Below are 19,666 nucleotides of genomic sequence, written 5' to 3'. Positions count from 1 at the left end.
CGGCGAGGTGGGAGACCGAACGACGGCAACAGAAGAGGCGAAACGAGAGCTCGGATGGAGCAGGACGAGGAGCCGGGCGGTCCGGCGTCTACAGCCGGACGGGGACGCCGCGCTCGTCGAGGTACGCCTTCGTCTCCTCGATGGAGTAGTCGCCGAAGTGGAAGATGGACGCCGCGAGGCCGGCGTCGGCGTTCGCCTCGGTGAACACCTCGTACATGTCTTCCGGGCTCCCGCAGCCCGAGGACGCGATGACCGGCGTGGAGACGGCCTCACACACCGCCGTCATGAGCGGGATGTCGTAGCCGTCCTTCGTTCCGTCCATGTCGATGGAGTTGACGAACAGCTCCCCGGCCCCGCGCTCCTCCGCCTCCTTGGCCCACGAGACCGCGTCGATCCCGGTCCCCTCGCGGCCGCCCTTCTTCGTGCATTCGAACCACACCGTCTCGCCGTCGGCGTCCTCGTAGAAGTGCTCTCCCTCGTCGTCGTGGCGGCGGCGCGCGTCGACGGAGATGACGATACACTGGCTGCCGAAGGCGGCCGCGCCCTCCTCGATGAGTTCGGGCCGTTCGAGCGCGCCCGTCGTGATCGACACCTTGTCCGCGCCCGCGCGGAGCGTTTCCTTGATGTCCGCGGTCGTCCGAATGCCGCCGCCGACCGTGAGCGGGATGAAACACTCGTCGGCGACCGCGTTGACGACGTCGAGCATCGTCTCCCGGCCGTCCGCGCTCGCGGTGATGTCGAGGAAGACGAACTCGTCCGCGCCGGCCGTGTTGTACTTCTTCGCCAGCTCGACGGGGTCGCCCGTGTACTCCAGGTTCTCGAAGTTCACCCCGGTGTAGACGGCGGCGTCGCCGTCGTCATCGAGGTCGACGTCGATACAGGGGATGATGCGCTTCGTGAGTCCCATTCGTTGGCGGGGATTGACGACGGGAGGGGTTAAAAGGCGCGGGACGGGGGACGACGGGACGCATCGGCTTATAAACGCCGACGGTCGGGCGATCGCTCTCGAACCCGTCGGTTCCCGCCGCCCACCCTCGCGCGTCATCCGCCGCCGTCCGCCGTCCGTCACCCGTGGTTCGCCCTCGTTCGTCGTCGCCCCCGCTTGCGCCGGCCGAGGCTGGGGAGATTCGAGGTGCCGTGGCGGCGCGGGAGCGATGCGGGAGCGATGCGGGAGCGGCGCGGGAGCGGTGCGAGCGGAGTGAACGACCCCGGCGGACGACCCTCGAACCTCCCGTTGAACCGCCGGGGGGCGGAGACGACGGCCCTTATAAACGGCTCGTGGGCCGGTCCATGGCTGGTCCACGCGCCGACCCGGGAGCGGAGGCGCGTCGTGACGGTTTCCCCGCCCGGAGCCGGGTGCTGCAACCGCCCAGGACCGAGCACTGCAACCGTTCGAGGACGACACCACTTATCAACCCGATCCGCCGTCTCACCAGGTCGGCGGCGAGAAGCCGGCCTCCTCGAGGATCGGCTTCCACCCCTGTTGGACGGAGAGGCGGGAAACGCCCATCGCGTCGGCGACGGCCGACTGCGACCGCTCCTGGCCGCGGATCAGGGCGGCGGCGTAGAGGCTCGCGGCGGCGGTCGCCGGCTTCGACCGATCCGTCTCGGGGACGCCCGAGAGGAACAGGTCCGTCGCCGTCGCACACGCCTCCCCGTCGAGGTCGAGGTCGGCACACGCCGACTCGATCCGCGCCACCCACTCCTCGTTGTCGACGCGATCACTCGCCCGATACATGCGACGACGTTTCGCGGCGACGTATATAAGCGATACGCGGCGACACCGGATCGATGGCGTCGAACCGTCGACACCGGATCGCCGGTACCGGACCGACCCGCGCCGCCGCCAGTCGATACCGGACCGACCCGCGCCGCCGCCAGTCGATACCGGACCGACTCACCCCGCCGCCCCCGTTCGTCAGGTTCTTGAGTCGGTTCCGTCTACGGGGAGGTGCGCGTGGGTAGCCAAGCCAGGAAACGGCGCAGCGCTTAGGACGCTGTCTCGTAGGAGTCCGCCGGTTCAAATCCGGTCCCACGCACTGAACGAGGCCGGGCGACGGACCCGAACCGTCCGTTCGGGCACGCGCCCGTCCGGGCACGGGCTCGTTTCGATCACGGAGACGTTTCAACGGAGAGGCACACCTAAGTGTCGAGTCGCGCAACGTCAGTGTATGTCGCCGAGCGTACTCATGTTGGGATGGGGGTATCCGCCGAACATCACCGGCGGCCTCGACGTCCACGTCGGTGAACTGTTCTCCGGGCTGCGCGACGACCTCGGGGTCGACGCAAGGCTCGTGCTACCCGCGGAGCTCGCCCCCGAAGACGAGCCGGGCGTCGAGGGGGTCGAGACGGGCGAGGGAGACATCGCCACGCGGGTCGGCCGGCTCAGCGACCGGTTCGTCGAGCTGGCGGACGATTACGACGTGATCCACACCCACGACTGGTTCGGCTACGGCCCCGGCCGCAGCGCCGCGCGCGCGTCCGACGCGACGTGGGTCTCGTCGTTCCACTCGCTCGCGAGCGACCGCAACATCGACCCGCCACGGCGGGAGGTCGAGACGGAGCGGCGGCTCGCGAACGCCGCCGACTGCAACATCGCGGTCAGCGAGATCGTCCGCGAGGACATCCGCGAGCTGTACGGGGCCGACTCCCGGGTCGTGTACAACGGCTTCTCGACGCCCGAGTTCAGCGGTACGGACGTCCGCGCGGAGCTCGGCATCGACGGCGAGATGCTCTTTTTCGTCGGTCGCCACACCGACCAGAAGGGGATCTCACACCTCCTGTACGCGATGAAGAAGCTCCGCCGCCCCGGCGTCACCCTCGTCGTCGGCGGGTCGGGCCACCAGACCGGACAGCTGAAGCGGTTCGTCGAGCTGGTCGGCATCGAGGACCGCGTCGAGTTCGCCGGCTACGTCCCCGAGGCGGAGCTCGGCGACTACTACGCCGCGTCCGACGCGTTCGTCTCCCCCTCGCTCGCCGAGCCGTTCGGCATCACGATCACGGAGGCGTTGGAGGCGGGAACACAGGTCGTCTCGACCCGCTGTGGCGCCGCCGAGGTCCTCCCCGAGGGCTGTCTGATCGAAGTGACGCCCGACTCGGAGTCGATCGTCGACGGGCTCGTCGAGGCGCTCGACCGCGAAGAGCCGCCGACGTACGAGCGTCGCGACTGGTCGGCGGTCGCCGAGGACACCCTCGCCGTCTACGAGGACGTCGCATAAGGAGAACGTCGGGTAGGGAGGGCGTCGGGTAAGGAGAACGGTGCGTCAGGAGAACGTCGCTACGCTTCGCGATAGACGTCGATCTCGGTCGGCGACTCGGCGTGGTGGATCCGGAAGCCGTCGGCGGTCGTGATCACGCCCCGAGTGCTCTCCGGAGCCTCGCGGTACGGGCTCTCCTCCTCGTCGCTTCGGGCGTAGGAACTCTGGTACGGCGATCGGTACGGTGACGCCTCGACCGGCTCCTCGAACCCCTCCGGCGGGAGGTAGATCCGCTCGCCCGACGCCGATCTGACGACGACGGTGACGTCCCGAGTTCCGACGACGTCGATGACGGTGCGCTCGTCGCCGACGTGCGTGTCGATGTCGACTTCGGTCATGGGGGTACGTGTGCGGGCGATCGGCTTAGGTGTGGCGACGAACCGCGCGACGACGGGTCGTGCGCGAGGGCCGTAGCCTTTTGTGCGGGCGCGACGAACCCGCGGACGATGGACGTCACCGACCATGCCGAGGAAATCGCCTCCGACCTCGGCGTTGACAAAGAGGAGGTCGAAAGCGACCTACGAGACCTACTGGAGTACAGCGTGCCGATCGGCGAGGCGAAACAGAGCGTCAGGCGGAAACACGGCGGCGGGGGCGGCGGCTCCTCGCCGAGCCCCGACACCGTCGACGTCGGCGGGGTCACCACCGACCACGGCAACGTGACCGTCACCGCCCGCGTGCTCTCGGCCGGCACCCGAACGATCCGCTATCAGGGCGACGATATCACCATTCGTGAGGGCGAACTCGCCGATGGAACGGGGAGCATCTCCTACACGGCGTGGCAGGACTTCGGGTTCGAACCCGGCGACTCGCTGACGATCGGCAACGCCGGCGTTCGCGAGTGGGACGGCCGCCCCGAGCTCAACCTCAACGAGTCGACGACCGTCGCGATCGCCGAGGAGACGGTCGCCGTCGACCGGCCGATCGGTGGAGACCGCGACCTGATCGATATCGAGGCGGGCGACCGCGGCCGAAACGTCGAGGTCCGAGTGCTCGAGGTCGACGAGAAGACCATCTCCGGGCGCGACGGGGAGACCGACATCCTCGAGGGCGTTCTCGGCGACGCGACGGCGCGGCTCCCCTTCACCGACTGGAACCCGCGCCCCGAGCTCCAGGCGGGCGCGGACCTCCGGGTCGAGGACGTCTACGTCCGCGAGTTCCGCGGGGTGCCCTCGATCAACCTCACGGAGTTCTCGACGGTGGCACCGCTTTCGGACGCCGTCTCGGTCGCGGACGACGCCCCGCGGCTCTCCGTCGCCGAGGCGGTCGGGTCCGGCGGGATGTTCGACGTCGAGGTCGTCGGCAACGTCCTCGAGATCCGCGACGGCTCGGGACTCATCGAACGCTGTCCCGAGTGCGGGCGGGTCGTACAGGGCGGCCAGTGCCGGAGCCACGGCGCGGTCGACGCCGAGGACGACCTCCGGGTGAAGGCGATCCTCGACGACGGCACCGACACCGTCACCGTCGTGCTCGACGACGAACTCACCGCCGAGGTGTACGGCGGCGGGCTCGCCGACGCGCTGTCGGCGGCCCAGGAGGCGATGGACAAGGAGGTCGTCGCCGACGCGATCGCCGACCGGCTCGTCGGGCGGGCCTACCGCGTGCGGGGGAACCTCTCGGTCGACGACTACGGCGCGAACCTCGACGCCACGGAGTTCGAGGTCGCGGACGACGACCCGGCCGCCGGGGCCCGTGCCGCCCTCGCGGAGGTGGCGGAATGAGCGACGACGGCCCCGGAGCCCGCGAGGTCGCCTACCGTCCGTTCGCCGCGGAGTTCGACGACGCGTCGCTGTCGTACTCCGAGAGCGACGAGGAGCGCGCCCCGAACTACGTCGTCACCCCGACCGGCGCGCGGGTCAACCGGCTGTTCGTCGCCGGCGTGCTCACCGAGGTCGAGCGGATCAACGACGACACGCGCCGCGGACGGATCGTCGACCCCTCGGGCGCGTTCGTCACCTACGCCGGCCAGTACCAGCCGGCCGCCCAGACGTTCCTCGAACGCGCGGAACCGCCGGCGTTCGTCGCGCTGACGGGGAAGGCCCGGACGTTCGAACCGGAGGACTCCGACCGGGTGTTCACGTCCGTACGCCCGGAGAGCATCAACGAGGTCGACGCCGACACCCGCGACCGATGGGTCGTCTCCGCCGCGGAGTCGACGCTCGACCGGCTCGCGGTCTTCCGGCTCGCCCAGGAGTCGCCGCTCCGCGGTGAGGACCTCCGGCGGGCCTTGGAGGCCGGCGGCGCACCCGCGTCGCTCGCGGCGGGGATCCCGCGCGCGCTCGATCACTACGACACCTCCCCCGCGTACGTGGAAGCGATCCGCCGCCTCGCCGTCGACGCCCTCGAACTGATCGCGGGCGAGCGAGACGACGTCCGCGCACCCGAGATCGCGCCGGACGAGGGCGGCGTCGTCGCCGTCGGTCCGCTCCCCGACACCGACGTCACCGTCGCCGCGGAAACGGTCGATCCCGCGGGGGACGACGCCGACACCGAGACGGCCGACGTCGACGTGGACGACAGCGAAACGGCCGGTGGCGAGACGGCCGACACCGAGACGGCAAACACCGAGACGGCCGACACCGAGACGGCCGACACCGAGACGGCCGACACGGACGTGTTGGACGCCGACGAGGCCGGCGAGACTGTCGAGGCGGACGACGCCGTCGAAACGGCCGACCCCACCGTCGACGACGGCGTTCGGACCGATACGGAGCCGGATGCGGAGCCGGCCGCTGGCGAGACGATCGACACCGCCGACGCCGCAGACATCAGCGACACCGCAGACATCAGCGACACCGAAGACATCAGCGACACAGAAGACGCCAGCGACGGGCTGGGTGACTTCGACGACGGTGGACTCGACGACCTCGAGGGGAACGATCCCAGCGACGCCGAGGGTACCGCCGACGCGGCGGCCGAAAGCGACGCGGACGACACGGCGGCGACGAGCGGCGAGGACGACGCGTCGGACGTCGCGGCCGCGACCGGCGTCTCCGGCGAGATGTACGAGCTGGACGACGCGGAGCGCGAGGAGATCGAAGCGGAGTACGGAACGGACTTCTCGACGGGCTCCGAGGTCGACGACCCGGGCGAGGCGGACATCGACGTCCCCGAGCCGGAACCCGCCACCGACGCCGATGGAGCCGATGAGGTCGATGGACCCGAGAGGGTCGATGAGAGCGGTGGGGACGAGGGGGACGAGGATGTGGACGACGCCGGCGGCGACGACGCGGCAGCCGACGTCGACCTCGAAGCCGTCGCCGTCGAGACGATGGCGGCGCTCGACGAGGGCGACGGCGCGGACCACGACGCGGTCGTCGATGCGGTCGTCGCCGAGTACGGGGCGGACGCGAGCGACGTCGCGGACGCGATCCAGGACGCGTTGATGAGCGGGAAGTGTTACGAGCCGGGCGACGGGGTCCTCAAGGCGATCTGATGGCTCGCGTCGAGCCGGTGGTCGGCGAGCCGGCCGCGGTCGCCGACCTTGGCACCGGACGCGCGCTGCTCGTCGCCGACGTTCACGCCGGCATCGAGGTCGCCCTTCGTTACGAGCGCGGCGTCGAACTCGAGAGCCGAGCCGAGGAGCGGCGCGAGCGGCTGTGCGGGCTGATCGGTCGGACGGAGGCCGACCGGCTCGTCGTGCTCGGCGACCTCGCACACCGGATCGCCGCACCCGACGGCGAGGATCTGGACGAGTTGGATCGACTGATCGGGGCGGTCACCGATCGGGTCCCGATGACGCTCGTCGAGGGGAACCACGACGGCGGCGTCGCGGCGGCGTTCGCGGACGAGATCGACGTGATCGGGCCGGCGGGCGGCACGTTGGGCGATGCGGCCAGCGAGAACTCGGACGGCGGCGTCGGCGTCCTCCACGGACACACGTGGCCGGACCCGAGCCTCCGTGCGACCGACGTCGTCTGCATGGGCCACGAACACCCGCAAGTCCGGCTGGCCGACGCGGTCGGCGGGGCGCGAACTGAACGCGCGTGGCTCCGCGGCCCGCTCGACCCGTCGGCGTGCTTCGAGGGAGACTCACACCCCGATACCCTGGCCTCAGACGTTACGGCATCGGACGTTACGACTCCGGGCGTTACGGCCCCCGATCTCGTCGTCTTCCCGGCGTTCAACGAACGCTCCGGCGGGACGTGGGTCAACGTCGAGGACGGGTCGTTCCTGTCGCCGTTCCTCCCGGACGGGCTCCCGTCCGGCGACGCCTACCTCCTCGACGGGACGCGATTGGGCGATTTCCGGCGGGTGTGATCTCTCCCTACGATACCGTCTTCACACGATTCAGCCCGACACGATACCGTCCCCGCACGACGCCGCCCTACACGACACCACCTTTCATACGACACCGCCTTTCACACGATGCCGTCGTCGAGCGGCGACTCCCGCGCCGGCTTTCCGGCGGTCGCGGCGAACTGCATCGTCTCGGCGAAGTCGGCGACGGTCACGATCCCGGCGACGTCGCCCGCGGCGTCCTCGACGAGGGCGTACTCCGCGCGGGCGGCGTTGATCGCGACGAGCGCCTCGAAGGCGTCGTCTCCGATCCCGACCCGAACCGGCGACGTCGACGACACCTCGGTGACGGTCGTCGTCGACCGGTCGAGCCCCCGGCCGCGCCGCAACGCATCGAGGCTCACGACGCCGACGATCTCGCCGTCGCGCTCGACCGGAAACGAGGTCCGCCGGGTCGCGAACATCCGGTCGGCGAACGCCTCGAGCGTCGCGTCGGCCGGGATCGTCTCGGGCTCGGTCGACAGCAGGTCCCGGACGGTGAGCCCCTCCAGCAGGTCCGCGATCGTCGTGATCCGCGACTCGCTTTTCGCGGCCCCGTAGACGAACAGCCCGACGACCACCAGTATCAGGTCGAACGCCAACACGCCGAACACGACGAACAGGAGCCCGAACCCGATCCCGACGCGGGCGGCGATCCGCGTCGCGGTAGCGTACGGACGGGTGCGCGCCAGGAGCGCGCGGAGGACGCGTCCACCGTCCATCGGGAACGCCGGGATGCAGTTGAAGACGGCGAGGACGACGTTGATCACGCCCAGCCAGCCGACGACGAACAGGAGGACCGGCTGGGACGTCGGGACGACTTGCAGGAGCCCGAGGAAGACGACGCCGACGCCGACGCTCGTGATCGGCCCGATGATCGCGATCCAGAACTCCCGGTCCCACTCCTTCGGAACGGACTCGAGCGCGGCGACCCCGCCGAAGATCCACAGGGTGATCGACTCGATACCGACCCCGTACCGGCGAGCCATCCACGCGTGTCCGAGCTCGTGGAGGAGCACCCCGACGAACAGCCCGACCGACGCCGCGATCCCGATCGTCCAGCGCGAGTCGGCGAGCGCGACGGGGTCCAGCTCGGTCCCCGCGAGGCCGCCGATGATCCCGGCGTACAGGCCGATTCCCTCGCCGCTGCCGATCAGGTAGGCCAGAAGCGGGAGGAAGACGACGAGCGAGACGTTGATCCGGATCGGGATCCCCCAGATCCGGCCGACGGTGTAGCTTCGCATACCCGATCAACCGGGAGCGATCGGCTTAAAAACTGTCCGGGTGGGAGCCACGTCGATGCCGCCCGGTCGCAACTGCAAAGGGGTCAGCGACCCACGGTCGGGTATGGAACTGGACGACACGGACCGGGCGATCCTTCGGCTCCTGCAGGCGGACGCCCGGACGCCGTTCTCGGAGATCGCTCGACGGATAGACATGTCGAGCGCCACGGTCCACGACCGCGTCGGCCGGATGGAGGACGCGGGCGTCATCGAGGGGTATCACGCCAAGGTGAACGCGAAGGCCGTCGGCTACGGCGTCAGCGCGCTCGTCGGCCTCCGGGTCGAACAGGGACGCGAGGAGGACGCGTTAGAGCGGCTCCGGGAGATCGAGGGGGTTCGAGACATCCACCTCACGACCGGCGAGTGGGACGTGATGTTGCGGGTCGTCGCCGAGGACACCGACCGGCTTCGCGAGCTGATGTTCGAGCGCGTCGCCAACATGGACGGCTTCTCCCGCTCACAGACGATGATCATCCTCGGGACCGACTACGAGGCCGCGGGGCTCCCGATCTGACCGGTCGGAGGCGACCGGAACGCTCAACTCCGGGACCCTCCGAACGTGGGGTATGAGTGCTTTCGCCGAGGAGCGGCTCGGGCTCAGCCCCCAACGGGCGTGGGGCGCGGCGGTCGCCGCCGTCACGGCCGTCCTCGCTCTCGGGTCGCTGTTGTTTCCACGACTGGTGTACGACCGGTTCCTCTGGCGGTACTTCTGGGGCCCCGTCGCCGCCGACGGCCAGGGCGCACAGTGTGCCGTTCGCCACGAGGGCGGGGTCACGGAGCTGGTGACGAGCTCCGCCGACTGCGCGGACGCGGTCGCCGCCGGGGCGGTCGTCGCCTTCCCGGGGTACACCACCGTCTCGACGCTGAGTTACGTGTTCATCCTGCTGGCGATGCTCGTCGGCGTCGTCTTCCTCCTCCAGCGGCTGGCGATCGGCGACGAGCTCCGGTTCTTCTACGCGCTGTTCCCCTTCATGCTGTTCGGGGGGGCGCTCCGCACCGTCGAGGACGCGGGCATCTCCGCGACCCGTGCGGGAACCGAGCCGCTGATCGCGTTCCCGTGGAGCGCGCTGATCATCAGCCCATTCATCTACTTCACCGTGTTCGCCGTCACGCTCGCGTGCGTGCTCGCGGCGTACGCACTCGCCGAGCGGGGGTATGCCGACGACTACGCCCGCCCGCTGTTCGGGATGGGCGTCGTCGCGCTCGCGGTCACGCTCGGCTACCTGGCGTTCCTCGCGGTCGTCACCGACCACGTGACTTTCTACCCGCAGGTGCTCGTGTTGACGCTCGTGCTCGCGACGCTGTCGACGTGGGTCACGTGGAAGCTGATCGAGGGCTGGGAGCCGACGATCAACCAAGGAACCGGCTTCGCCGGCTTCCTGATCATCTGGGGACACGCCGTCGACGGCGTCGCCAACGTCATCGGGCTCAACTGGATGCCGGCGCTGACTGGGAGCTCGAACCTCGTCCCGAAACACGTCGTCAACGAGCTCATCGTGACGTGGACCGGGCGGCTGCTCCCGGACTCGGTCGTCGCGGTCACGGGCGACGCGTGGCCGTTCCTGTTCGTGAAGCTCGGGGCCGCCACGTTCGTCGTCTGGGTGTTCAACGACGAGATGTTCGAGGAGACGCCCCGCTACACCCTCCTGCTTCTCATCACCGTGCTCGCGGTCGGGCTCGGCCCGGGGACCCGCGACATGCTACGGGCGACGTTCGGTATCTGATTCGGGACGGACCCGATCCGGGATCCGCCCGTCGAACGGACCGACCCGGTCCGAACGTTCGCCGGTCTAAAGTATCATTATCGCCCCGCGAGAAGCGCCACTATGGGATCTACTGACACTCCCGAAGACGAGCGGCGGAGCGACCTCGAGATCGCTCGCGACGCGTCGCCGCGGCCGATAGCCAACGTCGCCGCCGATCTCGGGCTCGGGCCGGACGACGTCGAAGCCCGCGGTGAGGGCGTCGCGAAGCTCACGCTCGACGCGGTTCGATCCGCGACGGCAGCCGGGTCCGACGACGGCGGGTCCGACGACGGCGGGTCCGACGACGGCGGCGACAACGACGGTCGGACGGTCCTCGTCACGGGAATGACCCCGACGCCGAAGGGCGAGGGAAAGACCGTCACCACGGTGGGGCTCGGGCAGGCGCTGTCGTCGCTCGGCGAGCGCGCGGTCGTCGCGACCCGGGAGCCCTCGCTCGGGCCAGTGTTCGGGATCAAGGGTGGCGCGGCCGGCGGCGGTCGCTCGCAGGTGCTCCCGATGGAGTCGATCAACCTCCATTTCACGGGTGACATCCACGCGCTCAGCGCCGCCCACGGTCTGCTGTCGGCCGCCCTCGACAACCACCTGCATCAGGGAAACGAGCTCGGGATCGACCCGCGACGCGTACACTGGCCCCGGGCGCTCGACGTCAACGACCGCGCCCTGCGCGAGGTCGTCGTCGGGCTCGGCGGGACGACCGGCGGCGTGCCCCGCGAGGACCGGTTCGTGATCACGGCCGCCTCGGAGCTGATGGCCGTCCTCGGGTTAGCCTCGGACCTCGACGATCTGAAGGCCCGAGTCGGCCGGATCGTGGTCGCGGACGACGCGGACGGCGAGGCGGTCACCGCCGCCGACCTCGGCGTCGCCGGCGCGGTAACCGCGCTGTTGCGCGACGCGTTCCGCCCGAACCTCGTCCAGACGATAGAGGGCGTGCCCGCGTTCGTTCACGGCGGCCCGTTCGCCAACATCGCCCACGGGACGAACACGCTCGTCGCCGACCGGGTCGCCGAGTCGCTCGGCGACTACCTCGTGACGGAGGCCGGGTTCGGGGCCGACCTCGGCGCGGAGAAGTTCGTCCACGTCCTCGCCCGCCAGGGGATAGCGCCCGACGCCGCCGTCGTCGTCGCCTCCGTCCGCGCGTTGAAACGCCAGGGGCTCGACCAGTGGCCGGCCGACTACGACCGGCTGGCCGAGACCGACCCCGAGGCCGCCCGCGCGGGCGTCGACAACCTCGCGAAACACGCGCGGATCGTCGAGTCGATGGGGGTCCCGCCCGTCGTCGCGATCAACGTCTTCCCGGACGACGACGAGGCGGAGCTGGCCGCCGTCGAGGAGGCGCTCGCCGAGCGGTCGATCCCCGTCGCCCGTTCGCGCGTCTTCGAGCTGGGCGGTGAGGGCGGGATCGACCTCGCCGAGGCGGTCCGGGACGCCGCCGAACGGGAGTCGACGGTGTCGCCGCTGTACGACCTTGAGGACACGGTCCGTGAGAAGATCGCGACGCTGGCGCGGGAGGTGTACGGGGCCGCGGACGTCGAGTACGTCGACGGCGCGGCCGACGAGATCGATCGGATCGAGGCGGCCGGCCTCGGTGACCTCCCGATCTGCGTCTCGAAGACGCCGTACTCGCTGTCGGACGACCCCTCGCTCACCGGCGTCCCGGAGGGGTGGACGCTGACGGTCCGTGAGGTCTCGCCGTCCGCCGGGGCGGGGTTCCTCGTCGTGAAGACCGCGGACGTCATGACGCTGCCGGGGCTGCCGGCCGAGCCGGCCGCCGAGGGGATCGACGTCGTCGACGGGGAGATCACCGGCCTGTTCTGACGGCACGACCCGTCAGGAGCCGGCGGACGGCGTCTCCCGTGCCGCCGCACCCCCCGCGTCCACTGCGGGCGTGCTCACGTCGTCGCCGACGCGTCGCTTCGTCCGTCGACGCGTCGTCCCGCGACCGTCTCAGGCCGCGTCCGTCTCAGGCCGCGTCCGTCTCAGGCCGCGTCCGTCCGCGACGGGAGCGGGTCCCAGCCGAGCCCTTCACGGACGAGGAACTCCAGGGCGTTGACGACGTAGTGGGCGACGATCACGAGGAGGAGGCTCCCGGTCAGGACGAAGACGGCCGCGAGCGCGAACCCGAGCAGCCCGGTGACGGCGATCCCGAGCCGCCCCTGTGCCCCGTGGCCCAGCCCGAACGCGACCGAGGAACCGACCGCGAGCAGCCACGGGTCGATCCCGAAGCCGAACGCGAACACGCCGATCAGCGCCCCGCGGAACAGCGCCTCCTCGAAGACGGCGATCACGGGTAGCACGACGCCGAGCAGCAGGGCCCACCCTCGGGCGTCGGACGGAGCCATCGCTTCCCGGAGCCGGTCCTCGGGGGCGACGCCGACGCGTTCTGCCGCCCCCGCGACGGCTTCGTTCGCGAGGTAGAGCGCGATCCCGAGCGCGAGTCCGCCGAGGAGGACCGCTCCCGTGAGGTCGGCGGAAGCCAGCCCGAACGCGGACGCCGGGACCCCAGTCCACCACGCGACGACGACGAGCGCCCCGAGCGCGAGCGACTGTGAGACCGCGACGTTCGCCAACAACAGCTCCGTCGTGAGGACGGGGCCGCCGCTGTCGCCGCCGCTCGGGTGTTCTCCGTCGCCCGGGCGCTCGTCGGTCGCGGCGTCGCTACCCGGGTGCTCGGTCGCGCTCGCGACGGCGTCGGCGCACGGTTCGGCCTCGTCGGTGAACGGTTCGGCCTCGTCGGTGAACGGCTCGGACTCGTCGGCGAACGGCTCGGCCGCGTTGGCGACCGGCGGGTCGCCGTGGAAGTCGCGGTCGATCGCGTCGGGGTGATCGAACGTGCGCGGCGGCCCCGCGTCGGCCGCGGCGGTCGCGTCGGCTTCGCGGATCGAACCCGCCGGCTCGTCGCGGTCGACGACGCGGACCCGGTCCAACGTCCGCCGTGAGCGATGGGTGAGATACAACAGCACCGCGGTGAGGGCGACGGTCGCGGCCGCGAACGTCGCCGGAACGGGCATCCGTTACTGCGGGCTCGGGCTGGAGGGCTGGGAGACGCCCTTGTCTTTGAGCGTCGAGCCGGTGATCGACTTGAGCCGGGAGACGAGCGAGTCCTTCTCGGTTTCGCCCTCCAGCGCGATGTCGAGCACCTCGCTGATGTGCGACACCGGGATGACCTCGATCATCTCCTCGTACTCCTCTTCGATCATGACGTCCTGCTCGTTCGCCTTCGGGATGATGACGCGCGTGCAGCCGGCCTTCGCGGCCGCCTCGATCTTGTGTGTGACGCCGCCGACGGGGAGCACGTCGCCCCGCACCGACAGCGAGCCGGTCATCGCGAGGCTCTGGTCGACGCCGACGTCCTCCAAGGCGCTGATGACGGCGGTCGCGACCGTGATGGACGCGGAGTCGCCGTCGACGCCCTGCTGGCCCGCCTGCACGAACTGGATGTGGATGTCCATCTCGGAGATGTTCTCGTCGGAGAACTTCTTGATGATCGCCGAGACGTTCGACACCGACTCCTGGGCCATCTCCTTCAGCTGGCCGGTGGCGATCACCTCGCCGGGCCCCTGTGAGGGCGCGACCTCGGCCATCACCGGGAGCATGATCCCGGAGTCCTCGCCCATGACGGCGAGCCCGTTGACGCGGCCGACGACGTAGCCGTCGGCGACCTGGAGCTCGTAGTCCTTGCGCCGCTCGATGAAGTCGTCGGCGAGCTGCTGCTCGATGGAGCGCGAACGCCCCTTCGCCTGCAGCACGTGGTCGCGCGTCGTCATCTCGGCGTCCTCGCCGCGGGCGATGTCGCCGGCGACGCGGACGAGGCCGCCGAGGTTCCGGAAGTGTAGCGTCAGGTGACCTTTCCGGCCGGAGCGGCGCTTGGCCTCGAGGATGACCTCCTCGATGGCGGTGGCGGTGAACTCCGGCAGCCGGCCGTCCTTCGCGACCTCCTGGGCGATGAAGCGGACGTACTTCCGGCGCATCTCGGGGGTGTCCTCGATGGTGTCCTCCATGTACACCTCGTAGCCGTACCCCTTGATACGGCTCCGCAGCGCCGGGTGCATGTTCTCCATCGCGTCGAGGTTCCCCGCCGCGATCATGACGAAGTCGGTCGGGACGGGCTCGGTCTGGACCATCGCGCCCGAGGAACGCTCGGACTGGCCCGTGATCGCGAACTCGCCCTCCTGGATCGCCGTCATGAGGTGCTGCTGGCTGCGGATGTCGAGCGTGTTGATCTCGTCGATGAACAGCACGCCCTTGTTCGCCTTGTGGATCGCGCCCGCCTCGACGCGGTCGTGGCTGGGCGTCTCCATCCCGCCGGACTGGAACGGGTCGTGGCGAACGTCGCCGAGCAACGCGCCGGCGTGTGCGCCCGTGGAGTCGCGGAACGGCGCGGACTTCGTGTCGCCGTTGTTCACCAGCAGGTTCGGGATCATCGCGTCCGAGCCGCGGTTCAGGTAGCGGAAGACGAGGTAGACGACCCCGGCCGCGATGATGCCGATGAGGATCTGGCCGACGATGATGAGCGCGTAGCCCAACACGACGGCGATGATGATCCACATGAGGAGCGAGCGCATCTGGTTGCGCTTACGGGCCTCCTCGCGGTGGGCGTCGGTGATCTGTTCGCCCTTGCCGGCGGGAACCGTCCGGACCTTCGGCTTGTTCCCGTCGTCGGGGTTGTGGTACACGAGGACGTCCTGCAGCTCCTCTTTCGGGAGCAGCTCGGACATCGCCTTCGCCAGCATCGACTTCCCGGTCCCGGGCGAGCCGATCATCATCACGTGGCGGCGCTGTTTGGCCGCCTTGATGATCACGTCGCGGGCGTGCTCCTGCCCGATGACCTGGTCGACGAGCCGGTCCGGGATCTCGATCTCGGAGGTGGTGCCTATCTTGAGACCGCCGAGGAGGTCGTCCTCGTCGGGGTCCTCGTCGATCTCCGCGCCCTCGACCTCGACGGTGCTGCCGAGGTCGTCGATGTCGCCGTCGTCGATCGGGCCTTCGGGCTCGTCGGGCTCGTCGGAGGTTCCGGGGGCCTCGTCGGGCCCGTCGGAGGTTCCGGGAGCCTGCTCGCCCACCGACTCCGGGTCCGGGTCGGGTTCGACGCCGTCGTCGTCCGGGCGGAAGCGTTCCGGGTCGTCGTCGACCCGGTCCCGCTCCTCGGAGGTGGGGGCGTCCTCGACGGGGGGATCCTCGCCGTTCCTCGTCGGGGTCGGCTCGCTCCGGTCGCCGTCGGTCGGCTCCGGGGCGTCCTCGCCCGCCGGGTCGTTCGTGTCCTTCTCGTTGCTCATAGAATCGGGATTCGCTACCGAAAACGAAGGGAGGGCTACTGATATACTTTCTCCCCGAGGACGGCGCGGATCGGACACGAGAACGGCCGATAGCGGCCGTATCGACGCCGATCGGCCGCCACGGTGCGTCCCGCCGTATTTATAAATCGGGCCCGCGCTAGCTGGATCCATGCGGGGGTTCTACATCGGACGATACCAGCCGTTTCACAACGGTCACCGATACATGGTCGAGGAGATCGCCGACGAGGTCGACGAGGTCGTGTTGGGAATCGGGTCGGCCGGCGACTCCCACAGCACCCGGAACCCCTTCACGGCGGGCGAGCGCGTGATGATGGTGACGAAGGCGATCCAGGACCTCGACGTGACGACGTACGTCGTCCCCATCGAGGACCTGGACCGCAACTCCGTCTGGGTGAGCCACGTCCGCAGCATGAGCCCGCGCTTCGACGTCGCGTACTCGAACAACCCCCTCGTCATCCGGCTGTTCGAGGAGGCCGGCGTCGAGGTCCGCCAGTCGCCGATGTTCCGCCGGGACGTCCTCGAGGGAACCGAGCTCCGCGAGCGGATGATCGAGGGTGACGATTGGGAGGCGTTGGTGCCCGCGGTCGTCGCCGACGTCATCGACGAGATCGACGGCGTCGAACGGATCCGGCGCATCGCCGAGAGCGACACTCCCGTCGACCAGTGAGGCGGTCCCGCCGATGATCACCCTCGCCACCGACTTCGGGTCGCCGTACCCCGCCGCGATGAAGGGCGTCGTCCGACGCCGGACCGATGCCGAGATCGTCGACGTCGCACACGACCTCCCGCGGGGTGACCCGCGCGCGGCCGCCTTCTGGCTCCGGTTCGTCCTCCCCGAGTTCCCGCCCGCGGTCCACTGTGCGGTCGTCGACCCCGGCGTCGGCACCGATCGGGCCGCGATCGCGGTCCGTGCGGGCGGACACGTCCTCGTCGCCCCGGACAACGGGCTCGCGCTCCCGCCCGCCCGTGCGCTCGCCGCGGCCGTCGACGCGGGCATCGACGTCTTCCGGATCGATCCCGGCGACCCCGCGAGCGCGACGTTCCACGGTCGCGACGTGTTCGCCCCCGCGGCCGCGGCGATCCGCGACACGCGGGGGACGGCCGGCGACGACGGCTGGGCCGCCGACCCGCCGACCGCGGCGGAGCTCGCGGCGCTCCCCTCGCTGACGCCGACCGACTCGTACGTCGACCGCCGGCTCCCCGAGCCCGACGTCGCGGACGGGGAGCCCGACGTGGTTACCGGCGAGGTCCTCGTCGTCGACGGCTTCGGCAACGCGATCACCAACGTCCCGGAAGCGTACCTCCACGGGCGCGACCGGGTTCTCGTCAACGGCGAGCCGATCCCCGTCGGCGCGACGTTCGCGTCGGTGCCCGCCGGCGACCGGCTCGTTACGGCCGGGAGCCACGGCTACGTCGAGTGTGACGTCAACGACGGCCGCGGCGACGACGCGTTCGGGCTGGAGCCGGGCGATCCAGTCCGGTTCGAGGGGTAGCGTTTCGGCGGCGACGACGCGAACCCACCAGGCCTCCCACGACGCCAGGCCTCCCACGACCTCGCCAGCCCTCCCACCCCGCCAGGCCTTCCACGACCTCGCCAGCCCTCCCACCCTGCCAGCCCTTATCGGCCCCGGACGCGTAGGGAGAACGTATGATCGAACGTGTTCTCGTTCCGATGGACGGCTCCGAGGCGGCCGAACGGGCCCTTCGGTACGCCCTCGAAGTCCATGACGACGCCGAGATCGTCGTGTTTCACGTCTCCGGGGAGCCCTCGTCGATGATGGGGAAGGCCGCCGGCATCGCGCTCTCGGACGACGCCGACGATTCGGTGCACGAGGACGCCCGTGGAGTGATCGACCGCGCTCGGGCGATCGCGGCGGAGTACGGCGCATCGATCGACGTCGAGGTCACGGTCGGACAGCCCGCACAACGGATCGTCGATCGGGCGGAAGGAGGTGATGGAGACGGTGGAGGCGATGGAGGCCACGAACGCGGCGAGGGCGACGGGATCGATGCGGTCGTGTTGGGAACCCACGGCGGCTCCCTCGTCGATCGGCTGATGGTCGGGAACGTCGCCGAGTCGGTCGTCCGGCGATCGCCGGTACCGGTCACGGTCGTACGCTAACGGGCCGGCGACGTGGAGAACGCCACGAGCGTGGTCACAGCCGTCGACGCGGCGAAACGCGACGGTTCGACGGTCTTTCGAGGCTATTCGGCGGCGATGACGTCGTCGATGCGGAGGATCATCGTCGCGGCCTCGGTCGCGGAGTCGACCGCCTCGCGCTTGACCGCGGCGGGGTCGACGATCCCGGCCGCGAGCGGGTCGCCGACGCGGGCGGCACGGCCCTCGGCGATGACGCCCGCGCGGCCCTCCTTGTCGTGGCGGGCCCGGAGGTCGACGAGCGTGTCGATCGGGTCCGCGCCCGTGTTCTCGGCGAGCGTGCGCGGCAGTGCGTCGACCGCGTCCGCGAACGCCTCGATGGCGAGCTGCTTCCGCCCCTCGACGCCGGCGGCCGCCCCGCGGACCTGGCTCGCGATGGCGATCTCCGTCGCGCCCGCGCCGGGAACGACGCCGCCGTCGTCGAGCGCGGCGACGACGACGTCGACCGCGTCGTTCATCGCGCGCTCGAGCTCGTCGACGACGTGTTCCGTCGAGCCGCGAACGAGCAGGGTCGCCGCCCGCGAGTCCTCGCCGCCGCGGACGAACGCGAGCTCGTCCTCGCCGTACGTCTCGATCTCGATCGATTCGACGCGCCCGAGGTCGGACGCCTCGATGCCGTCGAGCGTTCCGAGCCGCTTCGCGCCGGTGACGCGGGCGACGTCGCTCGCGTCGTCGGAGCCGACGCTCTCGAACGCGAGGATCCCGGCGTCGGCGAGGAAGCCGGCGACGCGGTCGTCGATCTTCTTCCGGCAGAAGAGGACGTCGACGCCCGCCTCGGAGAGCGTTTCCGCGTAGCCGCGCAGCTCCGCGTCCTCGGCGTCGATGGCGGCGCTGAGCCCTTCGACGGAGGTGATCGAGTACTCGGCGTCGACGTCGCTCTGGCGAACCTCCAGTTTCGCGTCGAGGATCGCGACGGTCCCGTCGGTCACGCTCCGGGGCATGTTGTCGTGGGCGGGCTCCTCGTCGATGACGACCCCGTCGACGACCTCGGTCGCCGAGGAGGCGGCTCCCGCCCGCGGGTGGATGTGGACGTGGTCACGGTTCACGCGCGCGCCGTCGTCGGTCGCGACGCTCCGGACCGCCTCGACGACGAGCGCGGCGAGGTCGCGGGCGGCGACGTCGCCGGTCCCCTTTCCGGTCATCGACGACTCGGCGACGGACACCAGCAGGTCGTCGTCGAGGTCGTCGTCGAGTACCTGCTCGTCGATCGCGTCGTGGGCGAGGCGGGCGGCCTCGGCGTATCCCTCGACGATCACGGTCGGGTGGATGTCGTCGTCGACGAGGTCCTCGGCGCGCGCGAGGAGCTCGCCGACCAACACGGCGGCGGTCGTCGTCCCGTCGCCGACGACCTCCTCCTGGGACTCCGCGACCTCCACGATCATCTGGGCGGCGGGGTGGTCGATGTCCATCTCCGCGAGGATGGTCGCGCCGTCGTTCGTTATCACGACGTCGCCGGTCGAATCGACCAACATCTTGTCCATTCCCCGGGGACCGAGGGTGGTCCGTACCGCCTCGGCGACCGCCTTGCCGGCGGCCACGTTCGAGTCCTGCGCGGCCCGACCGCGCGTTCGGGTGCTGTCCTCCGAGAGAACGTACATGGGTTGTCGCATACGGGAAGCCATACTCAATC

General features: G+C 70.4%; 17 protein-coding genes and 1 tRNA gene. 11 read left to right on the top strand and 7 right to left on the bottom strand.

Going from position 1 to position 19,666, the window contains the following annotated elements; translation table 11 throughout:
- Window positions 1–88: 88 nt before the first annotated feature.
- On the bottom strand, window positions 89–907 hold the full coding sequence (gene hisF / locus GRS48_RS00740; RefSeq protein WP_159483032.1) for an imidazole glycerol phosphate synthase subunit HisF: 819 nt from the start codon (window positions 905–907) through the stop codon (window positions 89–91).
- A 522-nt stretch (window positions 908–1,429) separates the two neighbouring features.
- Window positions 1,430–1,738: a transcription initiation factor IIB family protein gene (locus tag GRS48_RS00735; protein ID WP_159483031.1), complete on the bottom strand. Its 309-nt coding sequence runs from the start codon at window positions 1,736–1,738 to the stop codon at window positions 1,430–1,432.
- Window positions 1,739–1,955: 217 nt separating this feature from the next.
- Between GRS48_RS00735 and GRS48_RS00730 the strand changes: the two genes are divergently transcribed.
- Both GRS48_RS00730 and GRS48_RS00725 read left to right on the top strand, forming a co-directional pair.
- Window positions 1,956–2,039 (top strand) — tRNA-Leu (locus tag GRS48_RS00730).
- 150 nt (window positions 2,040–2,189) lie between these two features.
- Window positions 2,190–3,218 (top strand): glycosyltransferase family 4 protein, encoded by a 1,029-nt coding sequence (locus GRS48_RS00725; protein ID WP_159483057.1) that lies wholly within the window; start codon window positions 2,190–2,192, stop codon window positions 3,216–3,218.
- A gap of 59 nt (window positions 3,219–3,277) precedes the next feature.
- Here the strand turns inward: GRS48_RS00725 and GRS48_RS00720 are convergent, their stop codons facing one another.
- A complete protein-coding gene (locus GRS48_RS00720) occupies window positions 3,278–3,595 on the bottom strand; it encodes a hypothetical protein (protein WP_159483030.1) in 318 nt (105 codons plus the stop codon).
- A gap of 108 nt (window positions 3,596–3,703) precedes the next feature.
- Here GRS48_RS00720 and GRS48_RS00715 point away from each other — a divergent pair, with 108 nt between their 5' ends.
- The 3 genes from GRS48_RS00715 to GRS48_RS00705 are packed head-to-tail and all read left to right on the top strand — an operon-like array spanning window position 3,704 to window position 7,517.
- On the top strand, window positions 3,704–4,978 hold the full coding sequence (locus GRS48_RS00715; protein ID WP_159483029.1) for a Single-stranded DNA binding protein: 1,275 nt from the start codon (window positions 3,704–3,706) through the stop codon (window positions 4,976–4,978).
- Complete coding sequence (locus tag GRS48_RS00710; RefSeq protein ID WP_159483028.1) at window positions 4,975–6,693, top strand: hypothetical protein; 1,719 nt, start codon at window positions 4,975–4,977, stop codon at window positions 6,691–6,693. Before GRS48_RS00715 ends, GRS48_RS00710 begins: the two co-directional genes overlap by 4 nt.
- A complete protein-coding gene (locus GRS48_RS00705) occupies window positions 6,693–7,517 on the top strand; it encodes a metallophosphoesterase (protein WP_159483027.1) in 825 nt (274 codons plus the stop codon). Before GRS48_RS00710 ends, GRS48_RS00705 begins: the two co-directional genes overlap by 1 nt.
- Window positions 7,518–7,618: 101 nt before the next feature.
- On the opposite strand, the gene GRS48_RS00700 is transcribed toward GRS48_RS00705, so the two are convergent.
- Complete coding sequence (locus GRS48_RS00700) at window positions 7,619–8,779, bottom strand: site-2 protease family protein (protein ID WP_159483026.1); 1,161 nt, start codon at window positions 8,777–8,779, stop codon at window positions 7,619–7,621.
- A gap of 103 nt (window positions 8,780–8,882) precedes the next feature.
- Between GRS48_RS00700 and GRS48_RS00695 the strand changes: the two genes are divergently transcribed.
- From GRS48_RS00695 to GRS48_RS00685, 3 genes are all read left to right on the top strand, one after another.
- Entirely contained in the window at window positions 8,883–9,332 is a 450-nt protein-coding gene (locus GRS48_RS00695; RefSeq protein WP_159483025.1) for an Lrp/AsnC family transcriptional regulator, read from the top strand.
- Window positions 9,333–9,384: 52 nt separating this feature from the next.
- Window positions 9,385–10,542, top strand: coding sequence for a DUF63 family protein (locus tag GRS48_RS00690; protein ID WP_159483024.1), 1,158 nt, complete (start codon window positions 9,385–9,387; stop codon window positions 10,540–10,542).
- A gap of 102 nt (window positions 10,543–10,644) precedes the next feature.
- Entirely contained in the window at window positions 10,645–12,399 is a 1,755-nt protein-coding gene (locus GRS48_RS00685; protein WP_159483023.1) for a formate--tetrahydrofolate ligase, read from the top strand.
- 161 nt (window positions 12,400–12,560) lie between these two features.
- Here GRS48_RS00685 and GRS48_RS00680 read toward each other — a convergent pair whose 3' ends face one another.
- Window positions 12,561–13,592, bottom strand: coding sequence for a CPBP family intramembrane glutamic endopeptidase (locus GRS48_RS00680; RefSeq protein WP_159483022.1), 1,032 nt, complete (start codon window positions 13,590–13,592; stop codon window positions 12,561–12,563).
- 3 nt (window positions 13,593–13,595) lie between these two features.
- Complete coding sequence (gene lonB / locus GRS48_RS00675; RefSeq protein ID WP_159483021.1) at window positions 13,596–15,857, bottom strand: ATP-dependent protease LonB; 2,262 nt, start codon at window positions 15,855–15,857, stop codon at window positions 13,596–13,598.
- A 169-nt stretch (window positions 15,858–16,026) separates the two neighbouring features.
- On the opposite strand from lonB, the gene GRS48_RS00670 reads away from it, so the two are divergent.
- The 3 genes from GRS48_RS00670 to GRS48_RS00660 all read left to right on the top strand — a co-directional run bounded on the left by GRS48_RS00670 (window position 16,027) and on the right by GRS48_RS00660 (window position 18,000).
- Window positions 16,027–16,545 (top strand): nicotinamide-nucleotide adenylyltransferase, encoded by a 519-nt coding sequence (locus GRS48_RS00670; RefSeq protein WP_159483020.1) that lies wholly within the window; start codon window positions 16,027–16,029, stop codon window positions 16,543–16,545.
- A gap of 13 nt (window positions 16,546–16,558) precedes the next feature.
- Window positions 16,559–17,371 (top strand): S-adenosyl-l-methionine hydroxide adenosyltransferase family protein, encoded by an 813-nt coding sequence (locus tag GRS48_RS00665; RefSeq protein ID WP_159483019.1) that lies wholly within the window; start codon window positions 16,559–16,561, stop codon window positions 17,369–17,371.
- 155 nt (window positions 17,372–17,526) lie between these two features.
- Entirely contained in the window at window positions 17,527–18,000 is a 474-nt protein-coding gene (locus tag GRS48_RS00660) for a universal stress protein (protein ID WP_159483018.1), read from the top strand.
- 83 nt (window positions 18,001–18,083) lie between these two features.
- Here GRS48_RS00660 and thsA read toward each other — a convergent pair whose 3' ends face one another.
- On the bottom strand, window positions 18,084–19,646 hold the full coding sequence (gene thsA / locus GRS48_RS00655) for a thermosome subunit alpha (protein WP_159483017.1): 1,563 nt from the start codon (window positions 19,644–19,646) through the stop codon (window positions 18,084–18,086).
- Window positions 19,647–19,666: the final 20 nt, after the last annotated feature.

The organism is Halorubrum sp. JWXQ-INN 858, from assembly GCF_009806985.1.
Lineage (GTDB): Archaea > Halobacteriota > Halobacteria > Halobacteriales > Haloferacaceae > Halorubrum.
This window is presented reverse-complemented; position numbering and strand designations above follow the sequence as displayed.

Bases quoted from the DNA above. Each gene is read 5' to 3' on its own strand.
- hisF (WP_159483032.1), bottom strand. From the start codon at position 907: ATGGGACTCACGAAGCGCATCATCCCCTGTATCGACGTCGACCTCGAT.
- GRS48_RS00735 (WP_159483031.1), bottom strand. From the start codon at position 1,738: ATGTATCGGGCGAGTGATCGCGTCGACAACGAGGAGTGGGTGGCGCGG.
- GRS48_RS00725 (WP_159483057.1), top strand. From the start codon at position 2,190: ATGTTGGGATGGGGGTATCCGCCGAACATCACCGGCGGCCTCGACGTC.
- GRS48_RS00720 (WP_159483030.1), bottom strand. From the start codon at position 3,595: ATGACCGAAGTCGACATCGACACGCACGTCGGCGACGAGCGCACCGTC.
- GRS48_RS00715 (WP_159483029.1), top strand. From the start codon at position 3,704: ATGGACGTCACCGACCATGCCGAGGAAATCGCCTCCGACCTCGGCGTT.
- GRS48_RS00710 (WP_159483028.1), top strand. From the start codon at position 4,975: ATGAGCGACGACGGCCCCGGAGCCCGCGAGGTCGCCTACCGTCCGTTC.
- GRS48_RS00705 (WP_159483027.1), top strand. From the start codon at position 6,693: ATGGCTCGCGTCGAGCCGGTGGTCGGCGAGCCGGCCGCGGTCGCCGAC.
- GRS48_RS00700 (WP_159483026.1), bottom strand. From the start codon at position 8,779: ATGCGAAGCTACACCGTCGGCCGGATCTGGGGGATCCCGATCCGGATC.
- GRS48_RS00695 (WP_159483025.1), top strand. From the start codon at position 8,883: ATGGAACTGGACGACACGGACCGGGCGATCCTTCGGCTCCTGCAGGCG.
- GRS48_RS00690 (WP_159483024.1), top strand. From the start codon at position 9,385: ATGAGTGCTTTCGCCGAGGAGCGGCTCGGGCTCAGCCCCCAACGGGCG.
- GRS48_RS00685 (WP_159483023.1), top strand. From the start codon at position 10,645: ATGGGATCTACTGACACTCCCGAAGACGAGCGGCGGAGCGACCTCGAG.
- GRS48_RS00680 (WP_159483022.1), bottom strand. From the start codon at position 13,592: ATGCCCGTTCCGGCGACGTTCGCGGCCGCGACCGTCGCCCTCACCGCG.
- lonB (WP_159483021.1), bottom strand. From the start codon at position 15,857: ATGAGCAACGAGAAGGACACGAACGACCCGGCGGGCGAGGACGCCCCG.
- GRS48_RS00670 (WP_159483020.1), top strand. From the start codon at position 16,027: ATGCGGGGGTTCTACATCGGACGATACCAGCCGTTTCACAACGGTCAC.
- GRS48_RS00665 (WP_159483019.1), top strand. From the start codon at position 16,559: ATGATCACCCTCGCCACCGACTTCGGGTCGCCGTACCCCGCCGCGATG.
- GRS48_RS00660 (WP_159483018.1), top strand. From the start codon at position 17,527: ATGATCGAACGTGTTCTCGTTCCGATGGACGGCTCCGAGGCGGCCGAA.
- thsA (WP_159483017.1), bottom strand. From the start codon at position 19,646: ATGCGACAACCCATGTACGTTCTCTCGGAGGACAGCACCCGAACGCGC.